The organism is Ruegeria sp. F11 (assembly GCF_056533855.1).
Map to the genome: position 1 here is coordinate 1 of NZ_JBQFOW010000020.1, position 19252 is coordinate 19252.

The window sequence follows — 19252 nt, forward strand, 5'->3', positions numbered from 1 at the left end:
ACAATCTCTTCGGGCCTCGGTCGCTTGTTTGCCATTCGTAGTCCTCCGTCTCCTAAACATAACGGTGGACCCGTTCAGTTGGGGAGGCTCATGTTGCTGGAAATTTTCAGGCGTAATTTGTTGCCAATCAGCCCAAGAACCCCAACGTCTTTGAGCAAAGCCTGCATCTTCCAGTCAAATTCCAACAACGCATCAAATACTAACAACCAGTCCTGGCAGATTTTGAAAGGCGGTCAAATAGGTGAACGTAGTTTTGGGGGTTTTTGCGGGCTCTCCTGGGATGTTTTCGCGCCAGCGATATACAATCCGAAGGGGTTTTAGCACCGGCTTTCGTGCAGCGCACCCTGCCTGTCTTGGAATAGTGGCAAAAGCCGATTTCATGCACCATTTCGTGAATAATCGTACGCGCCATGCTCTCCGGACTCTTCAGAAGAAACTTCGTGCAAATATAAAGCTTTCTTATACCGCCTGCAGCACGGACAAAGGCCGAATTTCCCCGCTTGCATTGTTTGTCGTCGTACGCGGCTCTGACGAAACGGATTCTCCGCTTCCTGAGCGATCTTTCGATACGCTTGACCCGACGATGCATCCGCCGGATTTCACCTTGCGTTACGGCTTTTCTGCCGAAAAACATGTAAACGAAAGGCATTTTGAAATAGGCCGAGCGACGGCGTCTTGCCCGTTTTAACAAACCGCCGCGTTGCTTGGCGATTCGATCAAACACACATTTGGCTCGTTTCGCCTGTTTCTCGGCAATTCTCAATGCTTTGCGTATGTCATTCTTCTCTTTTGATGAAAAATATCCTTTCCAGACAGGCTCGCGCGCGTCCTGATCGTCATCCATCTCGACTTCGTCGAAATATTCAAAACCGCCGTCGTCAAAAGCCTCTTCATCGTCGACCGCCTCGGAATCGTCGGTCGCGAAGTCAAGGTGCCGGCTTTCATCCTCATGGTCATCGGCATCATCGATGTCGAAATCGTCTTCGGCAATCGACTCGAAATCCTCGCCCCAGCCATCGGCGTCATCAAGATCGTTATCTTCGAGGTCGCCCTCATCTGCGTCTTCGTCGTCGTAGGCGTCCTCCTCGGCGTCTTCGTCGTCCGAGCAGTCAGCCTCGAAGTCTTCGTCGTCGGCGTCCTCCATCAGGCATTGGGGACAGTTACAAGGCGCGTATCTGCGGCGCCTTCCGCGACGACCGCGCCGGGCGTCCAGATCCTCGTCGCCATCATCATCGTCGTCTAAGTCCTCGCCCGCCCAATCCAGTTCATCTAGATTTTCGTCATCGAAATCGTCGTCGTCATCGTCGTACTCGTCTTCGAACGCGTCGTGTTCGTCATCAAAATCTTCTCCCGCATCATCATCCATCAGGCATTGGGGGCAACTGCAGGGCGCGTATCTACGACGTCTTCTTTTCCTGCCGCGCCGCGCATCGTTATTCTCGTCTTCGTCGTCGTCAAGAATGTCGTCCCATTCACCGAGCGCGAAGTCTTCGCCATCGTCAAATTCGTCGTTATCTTCGAAGTCGTCTTCGCGATCTTTACACGCACAGTCACTATCGTCTTCGTCATCATCCATCAGACATTGCGGGCAGCTACAGGGGGCATATCTGCGGCGTCTCCGTCGGCGCCTGCCACGCCGGGCGTCCATGTCCTCGTCTTCATCATCGTCTTCGAAGGCGTCATCCCAACCGTCCAACGCAAGATCGTCATCGTCGTCGTCGTCAAATCCGTCTTCGTGTTCACCCTCGACAGTCACATCGTCAAAATCGCCATCGTCAAAATCTTCATCCGCATCGTCGTCATCCATCAAACATTGCGGGCAGCTACAAGGGGCATATCTGCGGTGTCTCCGTCGGTGGTGCCTACGCCGCCCGCGACGGGCGTCCATGGCCTCGTCTGCATCGTCGAGACCAAAGATGTCGTTCATGTCCTCCGCCACAAGGGCATTTAGTTCGTCGCGGTCCATGGCATCCTCTGAGCCAGATAAATTCCTCTTGCAAAATATACGTAGTTATCGTTGTTGCGCAGGGCCTTACGCAAGTTGCCCGCCCGCACCAACTTGCGTGCGCCGATGCGGTAGCACCGGGCGTCGGATCCCCGGTTACAAACGCGATCCCTCTGGTCGCCGATACTGAGCCGCTGGTGCAGCATCTCATGCAGGATCACCAATGCTCCTTCGTTCAGGGATTTGCGCAGCGTCCGAGGGCAAACCCGAATTGTCCCGTAGATCGAAGCATTGGCAAGCAACGAACTTCGGCACCGGCCCGTGGCCTCCATAAGGCAAGCGAATTTGACCGGACGTTTTTTGCCGCCAAAATCATAACCTTTTTCGAAACGGTCGGTGACACGTTTGAATGTTATACGAACAAATCGAAAGTTTGCCTCGGCGTAGCGCCCAAACCAGTGACTTGGCGCACCGCTGTATTCGTCGAAAATATCGTCGGTTCTAACTTTCTTCCGCTCGTTCCAAATGTGGCGACGGTCCGGTGCCGGGTACGAGGCGAGCCGGTTCATAAACAACTCGGCGGATTTTGCGTAAAGATAGGCGCAAGCATAAAAACCTTCCAGTTTCTTGCGCTTGAAAGAAGAGCAGCCTTTCAAGATGGCTGGACGGCGGGGCAACACCCCCCCTCCCCTGTCCGACGATATGTCAGCATGCTGATAGGACATTGCACGCCTACCCGTTTACATTCCAGTCGGCCAGTTCAATGAGGCCGTCATTCGTTTCCGAGACACAGGCCGCGAACAGGCGCGCCTGGTAGGCTCGAGTCGGATCAGCAGAATTCACCACGGCGGTAAACCGGATACCCGATGGCCGCCATACTACGCGCCCGCGCTTTTTGCCACGGCGGATCCTGACCCGCCGCCGTGGAATAATACCGTAGACGCCATTTTGTCCCCGCGTGAGGAAGAAGACCGACGTCGTGCCGTTGGTGCTGGTTGGGATGTGATCACTTCGTACAATCGGTACACCGTTATAGATTGCTATTCTCGAGCCGCGCAGCTTGCGGCTTTGGCGAATAATTGGCCGAAAACCGCTATCGCGTTGAAGCTGCAGCAGGCGTCGTACGGCGCGAGAGTTCATAACGATAAGGTCGCACCGTCCGGCCCGCGAGCGGATATCGAACATTGCTTCATCCAGCACATCCAATCGATCCCCGGGGGAGGCGTTGATCTGCCGTCCCATACCGATATCCACCAGCCGTCGCAGGCCATCGAATTCTTCCGGATTGGTCGCGCTGTTGCCGTTAATAAGCGCGTCTTCCAGCCGGTTGCAGATAGCAAATGCAGAAGCCCGTTTCATGAAGCGGGTAAAATTGATGTTACGCTGCAGCAGTTGCTGGCTGATCAGCCTGACATCGAAATGGGTGGCGATTTCCTTGAGAGCATATTCCTGACTCGGCGCGTTTGGAGGCGCGGCGAATTCGTAAAGTGTCTCGGGGACCGGGTTGATCGTCGAACTTTCATGATTATAAAAATCAGCATTCACAGCCGATCTTGAACCCTCGTGGCCCAACACAAGGTAACGCTGGCCGTATCGAATTGGTTTCCATGGAAGAAACATCCGCAACTGACCGATTACCCGGTTGATATTCCCTGTATCTTCGCTGCTGTATCGGCGTGGGTTTGCATTGAGCGTAGGGTTCGCAATCAATGAAACGGAGGAGAGGCTCTCTGCCATAACAACTCATTCCAATGCTAAGATTGAGGCCAAAATTTTTGCGGCCAATGAGAAAAAATAATTCCAGATTGTAACACAGAGCTACATTTCAATCCAGTGGTGCGCCGTACCGATCAAATTCCTGGCGTTTCTGAGCGCGCCAAGTTTCAGTTTTCAGTACGTCTCATATGGCCGAAAAAACGGTCCTTTATCGGACTTATGTCGACTTACACAGGCTACCTGCCGACACCCCTAAATTGGTCGTTCGTGCGCTTGCAGCAATTTGCGTACACTTATTCGACAACCCGGTTTGTGAGTTAGGCAACCGCCCTGCCCGCCTCAAGCCAAGTTCTTCTGACAAGACCTCCACGACATTGCGTCACTGATGCGGCGGGTTGCGGCCCGCTTGAATTTCCTGCACACGTTCAGGCCAAGTTGAACGGATATAGGCGAGAATGTCCCAAATATCGTCGTTGGTGAGGGTATCCCCAAATCCGGGCATGCCACTCGCAAAGCCGTCGACGCCGCGCGCGGCCAACGCGGCCTCGCCACCTAGTTGGGTGTATTCGAATAAAAGCTGGTTGTCGTGGTGCCAGGTATCACGCAAGCTGACCTTCATGCATAGTGCAACATCGGTCAATGTGGGCTCGATGCAGACCTCCGAGCCAGTGCAGCATAAACACGTTCGCCGAGATAAAGATCTTCAGGTCGGCCCATACCGGCCATTCACCCGATGATAGCAACGCTGCGGTGCGGCCCGTCGAACCAGCCATTCGCTGCAAACGCGAAGTCTGAGTTCTGGCCAACTCACCCAATGCGGACAAAAGCCGCCTTTGAGGGCCATCGGTTAAATGACTGCTTTCGGTTTGCATGGACACTACCCATGCAAGAATTGTTCAGCAGCAGACCGGTCCGCCTCCGCAATCTCGTAGGCCCAAGATCGAAAAGCCTCAACCTTGGGAGAGTGCCATTTATGACGTCCGGCAAGGAGGCAGATGTCACCGTCAGACGATTTGCACACCATGTCCGGAAACGGGGCAACCAACGTTCCCGATTGCAATTCTTCGCGACACAGGACAAGGTCGGCCATCACAACTCCAACACCCATGACCGCCGCCTTGGTTGCGATGTCAATGTTGGGAAAATCCTGACCTTTAGCCGGGTCTACGCCTACGTTCCGGAAAGCACCGACCCATGTCTTCCAGTCGGAGTGACTTCTTGTTTCGTGCAGCAATTCACAGTCGGCAAGCGCCTCAGGAGATTTCAGCGACTTATTGCGACGATAGTCCGGCGTACAGGCCGGGGTGAGAATGATCGGAAAAAGTGTCTGCACCTCAAGATCATGCGAGCGGTTCGACAAGTTGGATATAGAGAAACCTATATCAGCATTGATTGGGTCGAAGCCGCCATCTGGATAAAAATCTGTTATCAGACTCACATTGAACTCTGGATGAGCTTCTCTGAAACCTTCCAATTTTGGCAGCAACCACCTGATTGACGTCCCCGGCGGGCAAACGATGCGCAACTCGTTGGCATCCGCGGAAACTTCTTCCGCTGCGCGCCCGATCATGCCAAAAGCTTCCGATATAGTGGGCAGAAACGCGGTGCCCGCTGGCGTCAACCGGACGCCCTGAGCCAGCCGCTCAAAGAGCTGAACGCCCAAATGGTCTTCCAGCAGCTTGACGTGCCGACTGATCGCGCCGCGCGTCACATTGAGCTCTTCGCTTGCACCCACAAAGCCGCAGTGACGTGCTGCGGCTTCAAAGGCCCTGAGGGCGTTAAGTGGTGGTAGTCTTGTCATGTATAAGGCTCATTTTTTCTAATCCTTTGGATGCAAAATCTTGGTTTGCTAGAAAGTCTCCACTCGCGGTATCCCTCAGTCAAGCTAGAAAGCATGAGGAAAATTCTATGTTAACCGGTCTGCTCGGGAATGGTTCGTCGATTAGGAAAGTCACGGATGTTTTAGCTGTGTGCAAAAAATGTATGCCTATGTCACGGGTAGAAACACCTGACTCGCGGCTACAAAAGCAACTGGAGCATCTTGCCCTGAGCGCCCCGCACATGCTGGCGGACATAGGGTTTGAGCGCGACGTCGAAGCGAGTTCCAGCGAAAAGGCAGTGTGGCGCCGGGGCGCTCACAGCGTGATCATCTTTAGCCCCATACATGCCTCCGCCTTCATTTGAAGTCTTTTCAAGCAAATTAACAGAAAGTTTTGCGCCAATGCCATCTCTTGGTTGACGTAAAGAACCAGACATTCGAACCGGTTGCAGGGTAATGTCAGAGGAATCACATTCTGCCGTCCTTCTTGGCACTCTCTTCGAACGAGAGCTCGCAAGAAACTAATCTGTAAAGAAAAAGACTTTGCAGAGCGGCGCGAAACAAAAGAACAGGCAACTTAAACGGTATCAGATCAATTTAATCTGACAAGACCGCGACGAGGCCAAGCAACTTGGGCCCAACTCCCGAGTTGTGGCCATGACGCCGCTTTTGGATGCATTGTTTGTTGCCGCAATGCCCGAGGTCACAAATACGCGCACGAACGATCACAACACTGCCCTGCACACCCTTCTAAGGCACGAGCTGCTCGCAGCGAAGGACGTACCGCTCAGTCTGGTTTTGCCGAAAGACGCGCGACTTCAGCGGCCTGCTCAAGCTGCCCTTGACGACCCTGGCAACGTTCGTTCGGTGGAAGCATGGTTGTCAGATGTGCCTGCCAGTCGAAAGACCATTGAACGCCTTTTTATTGCAGAAACGGGCATGCCGCCGTCAAAATGGTTGCGGCACGTGCGGGTTCTTCATGCTGTCTCGCTGCTTGCATCGGGTGCCAGCGTAACCTCGGTAGCGTTCGACATGGGATACGAGTCGACAAGCGCGTTCAGCTATATGTTCCGACAAACGCTTGGCGTAAGTCCAAGAGAGGTTCAAAAAGACAGAGTTCTCGTACCAAATACGGCTAGGTGATTGCGGCCCATACCGGTCATTGACCGTCGGCAACCGATGCTGCGACACGCCCATCAAGGAGACGTTCGCTGCAAGAGAGAGGCTGGAAGACGGACACTGGTCCGAAGAGCCCGGACAAAGTTGCCTCGCAACCTTCCCGCCGCGCTAAGGCGTTTCACTCACCCAAGAACACTCCAACCTGACTAGCAGCGCCGACTGCCACCCGATCTCAACACAGAAATTCAAACAGTGGTTCAGTCTCCAACCAGGCATCGAAACGAACCCAAGCCTAGGCAACTCGCAAGACTTTTGGTCTAGAAACGTCGTCCCAAGCTTAATCTCCCAAAACGCACATTCACGACGCTAGAAATCGCGACAATGGGAACTTAAATGTATCTTCATGGCATTTCAGCGCATTTAACACCGCGGGTCCGGTGAAATCGCGCGTGTCGTATTGGCAAACACTGACCAACGGGTGACGGTGACCGACCTCATGATTGAATTGCCGCTCGTAGGCAAACAAATCAGCATGGCTCATTCCCAAGTCCAAGCACCAACTCATGTCGCCCAGCAACCGAAAGCTTCGCCATCCAGCGCGCGTCGACGTAAATATATTGCGTTCGATATAGCGGCACATCTCTTCCCCATCGGGCAGACCGCTGCTCTGGACCAGCTGGCCGGTTTCAATCGCATTGGGCAACCCGTCCCAGGCCTGACCGATATGGCCGAGAATTTCAGCACGCACCTTTTCCGTTGCGATCAGAAAGCATCCGTCGCCATTGCGAAGACCATCGGCGAGAAACGGCACCGACCACTTCAGCCGCCCCAGATCGTTTTCATAAAGCGTGCAGATGTGGTTGCCATACTCAATGGCCACACCTTCCAGCAAAACCTCGCTCGGGCGACCAGTCTGAGAGGTGTCGCCATCCGCCATGGCGTTACCGTCCAGAAAGGCCATAAGGTCCTCGCGGCGAAAACGGCGCTCTTTCTTGATACCGATGCGCTGACAAACCAAACGACCTGAATTGGTCCAGCGGCGCAGCGATGCCTCGCTGACCTTCAGGATGGCGGCGGCTTCCTTGATGTTCAGAAGCTCAGAGCCTGGATCGGTTTGCGGTTTCACAGTCGCTCCTTCTGACATGTTTTCCGGTTCCGATACCGGACCGGGTTTTGCGCGGGCACGTCCCACAGTCTGTTGGACTCAAAGGCAATTTCTGCACGGCCACAGCCGTATTGGCCCCACTATATCCGAAGGGTCAAGGCGGACAAGACCTAACGACCCCAGATATACTTAATTGTACTTTTCTATCTTTTAATAGATTTTATTGACACATTGTCGCAGTCAACGCTAACGTTCAACACCAGTGAATTCCGAAGGAAGCCCATTTGTCTGATCTTCGTTCGGTAAACACGTCCGGCACCGATGCCCTGGCTGAACCGGGCCCGAAAAGCCGGACCTTCAACAGAGAGGACACACCAGGTGACAGATAAAGTCAGACTTTTGCACCATCCGGCGTCACAGCCCTGCCGCACGGCTCTGCAGTTCCTGATCGAAAACGACATCCCGCATGATGAAGAGGTCGTGGACATCACCACCAACATCAACGAACGGCAGGAGTTCAGGGATGAATACAACCCAACCGGTCAGGTGCCGATCTTGTGTGATGGCGACCTGCGGGTCTGGGAAAACGTCGCCATCGGACGCTATCTGAACGAGAAATACAACTGTGCCGATCACTGGTTCGGCGGATCGCTCCACGCGCGCACGCGGATCAACATGTTCGTGCAATGGTACGCCTACACGCTGCGTCTGGGCGGGGGCGCGTTCCACTGGACGATCTTCGCGCCGATGATCTACGGGGCGGACAAGGATTTCACCGCCGAAGTACGCAAAGGGAAGCACCTGTTGTACGAGGCCATGGACCTGCTGGAAAACTACTGGCTGAAGGACACCGAATATCTGTGCGGCGACCAGATCAGCTATGGCGATCTGGCCGCGTTCCACGAATTCGTCTCGCACGAGGCCGGCGGAATTATTCCCGACACCGTCTGGGCCAAGCACCCCAAGACGCGTGACTGGTTCGAGAAAATCTCGGAACGCCCCGCCGCACAGCAGGTCAGCGAATGGCAATATGAGACGATCCGCCAGGTTCTGGGCGGTGAACTGAAGGTGACGTTCACCCGGCGTACCGCGGTTCTGAAAGGCACCGAGGCCCATGGGGGTCACAACACCGGTCTGGTGCACACCGGCGACAAGCGCGACTATATCGCCGAGGTTGAATCAGCAGACTGATCCCCTGTCACGGGTTGGAATGCCGCCCCGAAGATCCCAGCGGCATTCCGCTCTGCCCCGCCATCCGGACATGCCTGTGCGGCGGGCAAACCTGTGGACGTGGCAAAGGGGAGCCCGAAGGCCCCAAACCCGACGGATGAGCGCGGATGCTCAGAACGTCCAGGTTTCCGAATAGGGGCGCAGTTCAATCTCGTTGCTCCAGGCCGAACGCGGCTGCAGATATGTGTGCCAATAGCTGAGCGCCACATCGTCCGGCTGCGCCAGTGTCTCGGGATCGTAGCGGTCGCCATAGCGGTCATGCATCACCGGAACATCCAGATCGCAGTCCAGTCGCACATGCACGATATGGACACCATCCTTCGCATAGGCGCGGGTCAGGCTTTGCGACAGCGCCCTTAAGCCGAATTTCCCGATCGCATAAAGCGGCATCTTGCCTGACCCCCGAAACGCGGCGGTCGAGCTTGAGAAAAACACGCTGCCCCGGCCTCTGTCCCGCATCGCGGGCAGAACCGCTTTTGCCGCGGCAAAGGCACCGACGACCTCGAGCCGTAAAACCGCTTCCAACGCGTCATAGCTCATGTCCAGCGGGTCGATGGCGGTGAAGGTGTCCCGCACGTTGTAAATCAGCACGTCGATCTGACCCAGTTCACTGGCGGCGTCCGACAAGGCCTGTTCGACCGTCGCGGGGTCGGTGGCGTCAGCGCGGTAATACTGCACCCGCGCGCCCGGTCGCGCCTGCAGAGCGGCGGCCTTTGCCGGCGCGCTGCCCTCTGCACTGCGCGAGATCAGGGCGATGTCCAGCCCTTCGCTGCAGAATTTACGCGCCAGCGAGGCGCCAAGACCTTCTCCGGCTCCGACGATTGCACAGACAGGCGGCATAGCATCCCTCAGGTCGAAGTTATCAACTGTTACGCGTCGTACAGGACGGCGCAGCGCACCTCGATACTCCACCGGTCCGGGGCGTCGTCTTCGACGGACGGGTCGGTAAAGGCGCTGTGAAAACTGAAGGTCGAGGCACCATCAGGCTGAGAACTGTCCGCCCTTGCCCCCCTGGAGCGGGACAGTTCACCGGCAGAGTCCCATTGTTTGATCAGCAGCGCCTCATCCCGCGTCATCTCGGGGTAAAAGAGCCACTGATGCTGATCCGAGTATTTGGCATAGTAGTTTTCGCCGACCCGGTCCGCATAGTGGATTTCAAACACCACTAGATCCTGCGGGCTGACAAGCGCGGCGTCACACAGGGCTAAAGGATCGGTCATGACCGGTTTGTGGTCGATGTTCCGCCACAAGTTGATTATGGCATAGCGCCCTGTGCTGATCGCCGCTTCCACCGCGTCGGGGTCAAGCAGCGCCATCCCCTCTGCCAAAACGGACCTGTAGGTGTCATTGCCGGTCGGCGACCGGGTCAGATCCCGCAACCGCTGGGGCGCGCTGGTCATAGTGTAGTCTCCGTGGACCATATGCAGCGGCGGCTGTACCTGCTGTCCACCAGCAATCCGCTGCCTGCTTCGATTACCCGAAACCGAACGGACATTGTGATCGAATGCCGCCACGACATTGGCACCGGTAACCTGGCGAATGATCTCCTGGCACTGCGGGTAGTAGCGTCGCACCACCTGCCGATTATCAAGAAAGTCAATGTCGGCACCGTCCAGAGACCGCTGCAATAGCTCGAAACCGTTGGGGTCTAGTCGGTGCCGCGCTACACCGTCAAATGCACGGGCATCGCTCACGCGTACCTCGCGCCTATCGAAGGTGGTGCCAACCCATTGATCATCCGACCCACTGTTGTCGCGCCGTGTGTACACTTTGCCGTTGCGCAGCAAAGACGTCTGGGTTGCGGCATCCAGATAAGTGAACTCTCCAACCAGCTCAGCTTGTGCAATCAAGCTCATTTGTACACCCTTTCAAATAACGGCCTTAAAGGCATCACAGCCGTATGCTTTATTGCCAGAGTATTAAGCTTGTGTTTCGATCAGATCGATATTCTTTATAGGCAAAACTGGAATAATTATACAGCAATGTACATCAAAATATATTAAAACTAAGAAACGGCATACCTTCTTGCGGAGTTCCTTGTCTACCGACATTAATGACGAGTTCGGTGTCCCGGCATAGATTTCGACAGTGCCGGGGAAAATCGCTGAAACCAATTAGATCTACGCTTAAGAGGGTTGCCCACACAGGCCGCCCTTAACTGATTTAAACGTTTTGCGTCATCGGAGTGATACGGGTCCAATGCTGTCACTCGACCCATATCTCAGATGCTGCGGTTGCAACTCGCATTGCCAACGTTCGCCTCGGTTGCAAAGTCTAGCATTTTTTTGGGACCCGGATGAAGCAGGCTGTCCAACCAGCACAGGAAAGTCATTGGGTCTTTTGCCGGCAAAATGTGATCGGCTTCGGGAATTGCATAACCGCACACATTCGTGAGTTGGGCCGCGGCCTTGCTTGGGATCGTCCAGGCATCGCCTGATTGCTCACCCCACGCCACGTGAATCGGCATCGATAGCGTTTCAAGTTCGGCGGCCGTCACCGAAGAAAACCGGTGCTTTGAACGGAGTAAGGGGATCAGCGTATGCGCGTTGTCTGAACAAATTTGGCGAAGGTTCGGCGGAAGCTTTCCGAATCTATCAGGCCCACCCACAGCGCCGATAAAGGCCTTCAAGACTGCAATCCCGCCGCCCGATGCGGCGGCCTCCGTGACAGGGAAGAAGGTTTCCTGCATGCTCAATTGATGCATTGCGATGCCCAAGGGAGTGCCTACAAGACTTGTAGAGCTGGGCTCATAAACCGCGACGCCCGAGATCAGGTCGGGTCTGTCGACGCTAAGGCGCAGTGCGACGTTTGCACCATAGGACCAACCCACAACAAAGACCGGGCCGCAATCGAGATTTTCGATGATGGAGGCAAGGTCAACCGCGTGGGTTTTTTCGTTGAACTCCAACGTACTTTCGGGCCAGTCGAACTGCCCGAACCAGCGTAAGGTCGGAGCAATGCATCTGTACCGCCGCGACAGGTTCTGTACGTGAGGTTCCCAGATCCGGTGATCGCAAGCCGCGCCGTGGATGAACAAAATGGGTGCTCCGGTTCCGCAATCAATGCAAGGAAAATGGTCGATTGATACATGTTTGGTCATGAAATTCACTCCGATTGAGGGATTAGATAGACAGACGAAGATCGGGGCCTGTCGGGCAGCGGTCAGGGCGCTCACCTGGCCTCAGGGGCCTTGCCTGACCGGTTGTTTGCCAAGCGATTGGGAATGGCACACCGCTCAACTTATGGGTGTCTGCATCGACACGGAACTTTGCGCGGCGAAGGGCAGTGGCCGCGCGGCGGTTCAACTGACATCCGCCAAGCAGTGAGGCCCAGGGACGCTGTACGATATCCTGCACACGTGACATCCAGGGCGTTGGCGCGTTGACATGCTCGCAAAACAGTACGTCTCCATTTGGATGCAACACACGCCGGACCTCGCTCAGCACCGCTGATACATCCTGAACCGTGCAGAGCGTGTATGTCAGCACCACCGTATCAATGCAGCCATCCGCAAGAGGGATGTCCTCGCCAAAGCCCTGTACGAATTCGACAGAAATGTTCGAACGATCAGCCAGCTTCTGCGCTATGTTGAGGCTGCTTTGGCAGGGGTCCAACCCTATGAGTTTGGTGACGCGGTCCACATCATAGAGCGGAATGTTCAACCCCGTGCCAATTCCCAAATCCAGAACGACGCCTTGCGCCTTGGGAACGATGCGTTTGCGTTGCCCTTCAAAGGCGCATCCGCCACAGCCACAATCGACAATTCGGGGAAGGATATGTTTATTATAGAAAGACATAGTTTTGCTTTCTCCCAAGTGAAGATGCAGAAACCATGTCCGGGATTGACGTTACACACTTGGTGGAGTTCTGGAGAAGCAATGAAGAAACGCTGGATATTGAGGTCTCTTGAACACTCTGCGGAGGGCTGCCCCACTGAAGTTTGAGGTTGAGAACCAGTGATCTACACCTTTTCCAACTGCATTCTGGACCTCGACCGCCGCACGCTGGTGCGCGATGAGGTTGAGCAGCATATCGAACCTCAGGTCTTTGATCTGCTGGTTCTTTTGGTACGGGCCGAAGGTCGGACCGTCACCAAAGACGAGATTGTCGCGCAGATCTGGGGTGGGCGCGCTATTTCGGACGATGCGATTACCAGCCGTATCAAGAGCGCGCGAAAGGCAATCGGCGACGATGGGCGTTCGCAGCGATTTATTCGCACGCTACCGAAGATCGGGTATCGCTTTGACGGGCAGATGGAGTCGCCGTCCGGCGATCCTCAACAGCCCACACCCATTGCTGTGCCCGCCCCCATTGATGCACAGGCTACCGAGATAGGTGCGCCTGAGATTGGCTATATAACAGATCGAAAAGGCCGCTCTATCGGATATGCGGTTCACGGCGACGGCCCGCTGGTCATAATCCCTCCATTTTGGGTCACCGCATCTGATCTGTGGCACGATTATCCGGATATTCAGGAGTTCTTCCTGACCCTGGGCAAAGGGTTGCGTATTTTGCGCTATGACCGGCCTGGCTCGGGCCTCAGCCGTGATGCGTATCCAAACGAGACGCTCGAGGACGAGGTCCAGCTACTGGAGGATATGGTTGCAGCGCTCGGTACTGATCGTTTTTCGCTTCTGGCGATCTCGGCGGCGGGGCCAGTAGCCATCCGATAGGTGCTGTCAGACGAATTCGAACCAGTCTCAGTTTGCCGTGGAAGCCGCGAACCTATCCCGAACAAAGCTGACGCCACTCGCTAAGAGCGGCGGTGCGGGTCAGCTTGAAGGTGTCTCGACTGGCTTGCGATCGTTCCTGGTTGAAGTGATTGTAGACGGAGGAATGGACGGACGCGAATTTCTGTAAACTTCGCATCCGTCTGAAACGCTGCATAGCGCGTTCTCTTCGTCGGAAAGGCAGGTGCGAATTCTCGGCGCGGTTGTTGAGCCAACGGCCCGTCTGTTGTTTTTCGAGCGCGCCCATTTCTCTAAGCGCAGCCTTGTAGGAAGCGAAGCGATCTGTGACGATCTCTTCGGCGCAACCGTGCCGCTTCATCAATTTCTTGAGGAATTTCAATGCTGCAGCTTTGTTTCGGCGTTTGGTGACAACGGCTTCCAGCACCTCGCCTTCGTGATCGACGGCCCGCCAGAGGTAGTGTCTCTTGCCATTCACCTTCACGAAAACCTCGTCCACATGCCACTTCCATTTGGAGAACGCGCGCAGCTGCTGAACACGCTTCCGCCTTATCTCAGCAGCAAACATCGGCCCGAACCTGTTCCACCAATACCGGACAGTTTCGTGACTCACGTCGATGCCTCGCTCGTGCAACAGATCTTCAACGTTCCGAAGCGATAGCGGGAATCGGATGTACAACATCACCGCAAGGCGGATGATCTCGGGGCTGGTTTTAAAGTATTTGAAGGAGGCAGGTCTGGTCATGGGCAAAAGCTACGCAACCACCCTGCCCCGCTCAAGCAAAGTTCTTCTGACAAGACCGTCGTCGCGCCCCACAGCCCGATCGACGGATCCCTTCGATCAGTCCAAGAGATCGAAGCCATTATTGGCAACCTTGGCATAGATGCAGACAGCATCGTTGTGGTTTACGATGATCGCGGCGGATTTCACGCCGCTCGCATGTTTTGGCTCCTTGAATATCTCGGGCATCAGAATGTCTCCATTCTGAATGGTGGGTGGACGGCGTGGCAAGTCGCTGGCGGACCGAATTCAACGAAAGCCTCAATACCGGAAAGTGTCATTTTCCAGGCTGCACCGAGCCCCCGGCGCCATGCAACCGCCGAAGATGTTTTAGAGCATCGCGGTGCACCGGATGCGGTACTTATCGATGTCCGTCCAACACATATGTTTGATGAGGGTCATATCCCTTGGGCTCTGAATGTGCCTTGGGCGAAGAACCTCGACGAGGATGGAAAGTTCCTGCCCGCCGATGCGCTGATGGCGCATTTCGAACGCCACGGTATTGCGCCTGAGAGCAATGTGATCATGCATTGCCAGAATGGCCTCGCTTCGTCGCACAGCTACGTTGCGCTGCGTCTTTTAGGGTTCCCACGAGTACGGGTGTACCATCGATCCTGGGCGGAGTGGGGCAGCGATCCCTCCTTGCCGAAAGCCACATCCTGACAAAGTGCGCGCCCATTCCAACGGGCGTGTACAACGGATAAATTCACGGCGGAGGAGTTTGCGCAGTGAAGACGGTATTGCCATGTGGATCAAACTGCCTACGTCCGGTAACAAAGGCGGATGCTGGGCAGGTACTGACCCTCTTGACGACGCCCGAAGTGCGACGATTTCTCTGTGATGACAGGATTCTGACGCCACCCGAAATCGCTGCATTCCTTGCAGACAGCAACCGTCGCGACCCGGAAGGTCTGGGACTGTGGGTGATTGAAACGGAGACGAAGGAGATCGCGGGCATCGTCGGCCTGATGCCAGTGACTGGCCCTCTTGAAGATATTCCAGAGCTGGCGGGTGGCATTGAGCCAACCATTGCGCTTGGCCCCCGATTTTGGGGGCAAGGGTTGGCCCACCGCGCCTTGGCCGCCGTGATCGACCATGCTCGCGATACCCTTTGCATTTCCAAGCTGGTTGCATCCGTTGATGTGCCAAATAAAGCGTCGCACCGTTTGCTTCAATCTTGTGGCTTCCAAAAGATCGGCAGGTCCAAGGGCGTCGCCTATGAGTTAATACTCTACGTGCTCCCATTGAAGCAGCCCGTGGCAGACTAAGCCCGCGATGACACCCGCAAGCCCCTTTGTGTTCTTCGTCCTAACCGGCGTCGTGAGCCTTCCTTTTTGGGCACTTGGCCCACTGACCGATATTCGGGTGTTACCTACGCTTCCGCTAAGTTCACTTATGGTGGTTGCTCCAGCCATGGCGGCCTCCGTTCTGGTTCTGCGTTTCGGCGGAGTTCAGGCGCTCAGACGATTCTGGAGAAGGTCGGTTGACGCCACTGCGATGCGGCCATGGGCATGGGTTGTCGCAGTTGGTACGATGCCATTGGTGATGGTCCTATCTGGCGTCTGGCTTCTCGCAACGGGGCAAGACCTGCCAGCCCTTCAGTTGGATCCGGGCAAACTACTAGTTTTGTTTGCACTGTTTCTGTTTGCGGCGACGGTCGAGGAACTCGGTTGGACGGGCTACGCCGCCCGCGCGCTTTATGTTTCGCATGGCTTGCTTGCTGCCGGTGCTATTCTTGGTGTCGCGACTGTCCTGTGGCACATCATTCCCCTGTCGCAGGCAGGGCGCACATGGGAATGGATCGCGTGGTGGACCGTCGGCACGATCTCCCGCAGAATCATCATCCTTTGGCTTTTCGTCCACGGCGGCCAGAGCGTGTTCGCAACCTCGCTGTTCCACGCCATGAGCAATCTGAGCTGGATGGCGTTCCCTGTCATGGGATCCCATTTCGATCCGCAGAGCGTCGCGGTAATAATGGTCTTGATCGCGACACTGATCTTGGTTTGTCACTGCGATTAGCAAGCCGCTGGCGGCTTGCTGACGGCCCAGAGCCGACCTTGAACACGACCTTTTGTTGCTGCAACAGCAGCCCGCATTGCCGACATTCGCGGCGACTGCTCAACCTCGAAGGCTCTTAATATCTTCAGGGCGGGACAAAGCCGCAGTTCACTTTCTGGACGGTGCTGACGCAGCATATTTTAGCAGTCGCGGCACACACCTTGCTGCGACGCAGCGCATGTCACCGAAGCAGTCGTTAACTGGCACCAATTTGGACCGAACCGGCACCTCGTTTTCGCTGCTGGTGGTACAGACGTTCGAGACGCGGACGAAGCGATCTTTCGTCGGACAAGTGCCAAGGTCTGCTTTCGGATTTTTGGGATTGTCGAACGTTTTTTCTTTGGCTGAATAAGTAGCAAATTGCAGCTTCAAAAAAACACCAATGTCGACGATTTCGCTTAGGCTAGCATCGATAAAGGCGTCCTTGGAAATTCCTACTTGCCACGCCACAACAACCAATACGTGACTCCAAACGCCAGACCGAGTCCAGAATACCCAACGAAATAAAGCGGCTCCAGGTCCGTCGTGTCGAGTGTGATGACCTTTCTGGCAACGGCCATCAGGGCAGTTGCAACTACCAGCTTCACATGTATGACATCGGCCGTCAGGTAAAGCGTGACATTCGTGTAAATCTCGATGGCGATCAGTACGACAAGCGCGGCCGCAAAAACCTCCAACAGATCACTGACGTCAAGAACCAGGACCGGCGGACTTATAAGCTTGATGTAGAACGAGTAGCCGGCGTCGATGACGGCAAATCCGATTACAACGACCATGAACAAAGACATCACACGAACGGCATGTCGAATGAGCCGATTGCAGCTTCTGACAATCAGATCCTCATGGTCTGGGTCAAGCTCGACATGCGCTTGCGCATTGCTTTGCATCTGATCGGCCATCAAGACCTCCCTATTTTCGACGTTTCATGAACAATCCTTCAGCCAAACGTCAGCGGCCTCTGGGCAAGACGACCTGAGCCTGCAATCGTAGGCGAATGCCCTCGGCACCCACCTCGGGCGCTTCCAGCCAGTAGCCCGCCCCCGCTTGCAGATTGACTGGCAGCGCCCCCCATTGGACCAGCTTGGAGATCGAAGCGTTTATAGGCACAGCCCAGGCTTCAGTTTCCCAGTCATAGGTGCTTTCGCTTTGCAGCGAATAGGTCCACGCGCCTTCGGTGGAATAAGCAAGAAAGGGCTGAAGAAAACTCACATTCGTAGGGGTGTCGGGGTTGCTTTCCAAGTCCCACAGATGATTGGCCAGCGCACCATAGGTCCACGGCCCCGTCTGCCGCAGGGCAATCCCGGTAATCCCAGCGGCCCATGTATCACTCGATACGTCGCTAAAGGTTGGAAAGCGCACAACGGGACCAACGCCCCACGTTACGTCCCCGGTTCCGATTGGCGAGAACCAGGCAGAGAACAGGATATCTCCTAACCCTTCCTGGCGTGTGCCCGGCACAACGTCTTCCTGCCAGATGTATGGAATGATAGTTCGTGTGATCAGGTTAAGGTCATCGTTCAGTTGAAAGGGCACGACTGGTTGAAAGTTCAGCGTGGTGCGCGAGCCCTGATCAGAGACGCCCAGATTTTCATCATAGTTCAATTGAAACGGAACCGAGACGATTGCCGCAAGTGGATTGGCTAGTTCCTGGGCCAGATCGGATGCCTCGTCTGCAACGGTTGTGGTTCCGGCACTGGCTGCAAAAAGCAGCCCCAAAAGAGTAGGGGATCGACGCATAGCCGTGTACTCCTTTTGAAATGCGGGTTGGGCGAGTGGCCTAGTTGATCGGCTCTAACTTCGGGAAGGCCCAATTACCGTTCAGGATTGCATCCTCCGGCTCATAGAGGCGGATCGCGTAGTTCCAGCCCGGAGTAATCGGTAGACAGTTCACGCGGCCATCGTCGCACCCGCCGAAATGCAACGTGACCGAGCCGTCCTCTGCCGCTTCGGCTGTGTAGCCGTTATAGCTGTTTACGCCCAGATCATTGGCTTCCAGAAAGCCGTCACCGTTATAGACAGTCACCGACCAGAACGCCCGAACCGGCACATCCTTGACCGTTACCGCATGTGGTGTCTCGCCGTCATTCTGATCGACCGCGTCCAACATGTAGATCGCGGCCTCAGGCGGAAGCCCGCCCCAGCCCGAGAACGCGCCGACCAGAAACTGAACCGGATCAATATCGTCTTTGGTTCTGCCAAAGGCCCGTGCTGTATCGGTGCCCAGCAAGGATAAGTCGTTTATCGCCTGACGCGCAGTGGCAAGCTGTTCGGTGTTCCAGTTGGGCGCATCAAACGGGCCCGTTCCACCGCCACTGACGATAATTCCATCCTGTGCCGCTTGCGCGGCGGCAATATCATCCGGGTCGGTCACATCGACGAATGTGCGAAACGCGATGAAACCAAATTGTGTGCCTAGGTCTTCTTCAGTGATCTGGTAGGTGCCGGGCTCTGCCTCGGCATACATGAAGTGGTCCTGATTGATGACATGCATCGAGATATAGCGGCCATCCGCCTCGGGGAGCGTCACTTCGACGGGTTTGCTCAAATCCAGCAAGATGCCGGAGTAGAGCGTGTCCTGATTCATGCGGATAACCGGCTGGTTGTCCGGTGTGGTGGCTTCGCGCATATGCCCTAACTCGCCAACAGCGAGGCCGAGATTGGCCATGTTGGTGCGAAACATGTGATCTGTCTCGGCACGCACAAGCGTGTCGACGGTCACATCGACCATGTCTTCGGCCCAAACGCCTGTCGGGAGTGTAAGCGCGACTGTCAGAAGAAGCTTTTTCATCGT

At 55.5% G+C, this 19252-nt stretch carries 21 protein-coding genes and 1 pseudogene; 7 read left to right on the top strand and 15 right to left on the bottom strand.

Features of this window, described 5'->3' with window-relative positions; genetic code table 11:
- Positions 1-199: 199 nt before the first annotated feature.
- Entirely contained in the window at positions 200-1366 is a 1167-nt protein-coding gene (locus ACR0NJ_RS19490) for a hypothetical protein (protein WP_480818762.1), read from the bottom strand.
- Here ACR0NJ_RS19490 and ACR0NJ_RS19495 point away from each other — a divergent pair.
- Positions 1328-1951: a hypothetical protein gene (locus tag ACR0NJ_RS19495; RefSeq protein ID WP_480818763.1), complete on the top strand. Its 624-nt coding sequence runs from the start codon at positions 1328-1330 to the stop codon at positions 1949-1951. The two genes, ACR0NJ_RS19490 and ACR0NJ_RS19495, sit on opposite strands and share 39 nt — an antisense overlap.
- Here ACR0NJ_RS19495 and ACR0NJ_RS19500 read toward each other — a convergent pair.
- The 4 genes and pseudogenes from ACR0NJ_RS19500 to ACR0NJ_RS19515 form a co-directional block, all read right to left on the bottom strand.
- The gene (locus ACR0NJ_RS19500; RefSeq protein ID WP_480818764.1) at positions 1948-2622 is read right to left on the bottom strand and encodes a M35 family metalloendopeptidase; all 675 of its coding nucleotides are present in this window, start codon (positions 2620-2622) and stop codon (positions 1948-1950) included. The two genes, ACR0NJ_RS19495 and ACR0NJ_RS19500, sit on opposite strands and share 4 nt — an antisense overlap.
- A 55-nt stretch (positions 2623-2677) precedes the next feature.
- The gene (locus tag ACR0NJ_RS19505) at positions 2678-3682 is read right to left on the bottom strand and encodes a hypothetical protein (protein ID WP_480818765.1); all 1005 of its coding nucleotides are present in this window, start codon (positions 3680-3682) and stop codon (positions 2678-2680) included.
- 358 nt (positions 3683-4040) lie between these two features.
- Positions 4041-4259 (bottom strand): annotated as a pseudogene (locus ACR0NJ_RS19510) (c-type cytochrome); the annotation flags it as partial.
- 279 nt (positions 4260-4538) lie between these two features.
- On the bottom strand, positions 4539-5462 hold the full coding sequence (locus ACR0NJ_RS19515; protein ID WP_480818766.1) for a LysR substrate-binding domain-containing protein: 924 nt from the start codon (positions 5460-5462) through the stop codon (positions 4539-4541).
- 675 nt (positions 5463-6137) lie between these two features.
- Between ACR0NJ_RS19515 and ACR0NJ_RS19520 the strand changes: the two genes are divergently transcribed.
- Positions 6138-6623: a helix-turn-helix domain-containing protein gene (locus ACR0NJ_RS19520; RefSeq protein ID WP_480818767.1), complete on the top strand. Its 486-nt coding sequence runs from the start codon at positions 6138-6140 to the stop codon at positions 6621-6623.
- 334 nt (positions 6624-6957) lie between these two features.
- Here the strand turns inward: ACR0NJ_RS19520 and ACR0NJ_RS19525 are convergent, their stop codons facing one another.
- Entirely contained in the window at positions 6958-7725 is a 768-nt protein-coding gene (locus ACR0NJ_RS19525) for an MEDS domain-containing protein (protein WP_480818768.1), read from the bottom strand.
- Positions 7726-8082: 357 nt separating this feature from the next.
- Between ACR0NJ_RS19525 and ACR0NJ_RS19530 the strand changes: the two genes are divergently transcribed.
- Positions 8083-8895 (top strand): glutathione binding-like protein, encoded by an 813-nt coding sequence (locus tag ACR0NJ_RS19530; protein WP_480818769.1) that lies wholly within the window; start codon positions 8083-8085, stop codon positions 8893-8895.
- Between the two features lie 150 nt (positions 8896-9045).
- Here ACR0NJ_RS19530 and ACR0NJ_RS19535 read toward each other — a convergent pair whose 3' ends face one another.
- The 4 genes from ACR0NJ_RS19535 to ACR0NJ_RS19550 form a co-directional block, all read right to left on the bottom strand.
- Positions 9046-9774, bottom strand: coding sequence for an SDR family NAD(P)-dependent oxidoreductase (locus ACR0NJ_RS19535; protein ID WP_480818770.1), 729 nt, complete (start codon positions 9772-9774; stop codon positions 9046-9048).
- A gap of 29 nt (positions 9775-9803) precedes the next feature.
- On the bottom strand, positions 9804-10790 hold the full coding sequence (locus ACR0NJ_RS19540; RefSeq protein ID WP_480818771.1) for a CmcJ/NvfI family oxidoreductase: 987 nt from the start codon (positions 10788-10790) through the stop codon (positions 9804-9806).
- 365 nt (positions 10791-11155) lie between these two features.
- The gene (locus ACR0NJ_RS19545) at positions 11156-12034 is read right to left on the bottom strand and encodes an alpha/beta fold hydrolase (protein WP_480818772.1); all 879 of its coding nucleotides are present in this window, start codon (positions 12032-12034) and stop codon (positions 11156-11158) included.
- 22 nt (positions 12035-12056) lie between these two features.
- On the bottom strand, positions 12057-12731 hold the full coding sequence (locus tag ACR0NJ_RS19550; protein WP_480818773.1) for a class I SAM-dependent methyltransferase: 675 nt from the start codon (positions 12729-12731) through the stop codon (positions 12057-12059).
- A 159-nt stretch (positions 12732-12890) separates the two neighbouring features.
- Here ACR0NJ_RS19550 and ACR0NJ_RS19555 point away from each other — a divergent pair, with 159 nt between their 5' ends.
- The gene (locus tag ACR0NJ_RS19555; RefSeq protein WP_480818774.1) at positions 12891-13607 is read left to right on the top strand and encodes an alpha/beta hydrolase; all 717 of its coding nucleotides are present in this window, start codon (positions 12891-12893) and stop codon (positions 13605-13607) included.
- Positions 13608-13659: 52 nt separating this feature from the next.
- On the opposite strand, the gene ACR0NJ_RS19560 is transcribed toward ACR0NJ_RS19555, so the two are convergent.
- Positions 13660-14367 (bottom strand): IS6 family transposase, encoded by a 708-nt coding sequence (locus ACR0NJ_RS19560; RefSeq protein ID WP_480818775.1) that lies wholly within the window; start codon positions 14365-14367, stop codon positions 13660-13662.
- A 120-nt stretch (positions 14368-14487) separates the two neighbouring features.
- On the opposite strand from ACR0NJ_RS19560, the gene ACR0NJ_RS19565 reads away from it, so the two are divergent.
- From ACR0NJ_RS19565 to ACR0NJ_RS19575, 3 genes are all read left to right on the top strand, one after another.
- Positions 14488-15066, top strand: coding sequence for a sulfurtransferase (locus ACR0NJ_RS19565; protein WP_480818798.1), 579 nt, complete (start codon positions 14488-14490; stop codon positions 15064-15066).
- 65 nt (positions 15067-15131) lie between these two features.
- Positions 15132-15671 (top strand): GNAT family N-acetyltransferase, encoded by a 540-nt coding sequence (locus tag ACR0NJ_RS19570; RefSeq protein WP_480818776.1) that lies wholly within the window; start codon positions 15132-15134, stop codon positions 15669-15671.
- A gap of 7 nt (positions 15672-15678) precedes the next feature.
- Positions 15679-16422 (top strand): CPBP family glutamic-type intramembrane protease, encoded by a 744-nt coding sequence (locus ACR0NJ_RS19575; protein WP_480818777.1) that lies wholly within the window; start codon positions 15679-15681, stop codon positions 16420-16422.
- A 147-nt stretch (positions 16423-16569) separates the two neighbouring features.
- Here the strand turns inward: ACR0NJ_RS19575 and ACR0NJ_RS19580 are convergent, their stop codons facing one another.
- The 4 genes from ACR0NJ_RS19580 to ACR0NJ_RS19595 are packed head-to-tail and all read right to left on the bottom strand — an operon-like array spanning position 16570 to position 19249.
- Positions 16570-16920, bottom strand: a complete 351-nt coding sequence (locus ACR0NJ_RS19580; protein WP_480698874.1) for a hypothetical protein — start codon at positions 16918-16920, stop codon at positions 16570-16572.
- Positions 16896-17360 carry a phosphate-starvation-inducible PsiE family protein gene (locus ACR0NJ_RS19585; protein ID WP_480818778.1) on the bottom strand — a complete coding sequence of 155 codons (465 nt, stop codon included), beginning with the start codon at positions 17358-17360 and terminating at the stop codon, positions 16896-16898. The genes ACR0NJ_RS19580 and ACR0NJ_RS19585 overlap by 25 nt, the downstream gene beginning before the upstream one ends.
- A 49-nt stretch (positions 17361-17409) precedes the next feature.
- Positions 17410-18198, bottom strand: coding sequence for a transporter (locus tag ACR0NJ_RS19590; protein WP_480818779.1), 789 nt, complete (start codon positions 18196-18198; stop codon positions 17410-17412).
- Between the two features lie 40 nt (positions 18199-18238).
- The gene (locus ACR0NJ_RS19595) at positions 18239-19249 is read right to left on the bottom strand and encodes a DUF1254 domain-containing protein (RefSeq protein ID WP_480698878.1); all 1011 of its coding nucleotides are present in this window, start codon (positions 19247-19249) and stop codon (positions 18239-18241) included.
- Positions 19250-19252: the final 3 nt, after the last annotated feature.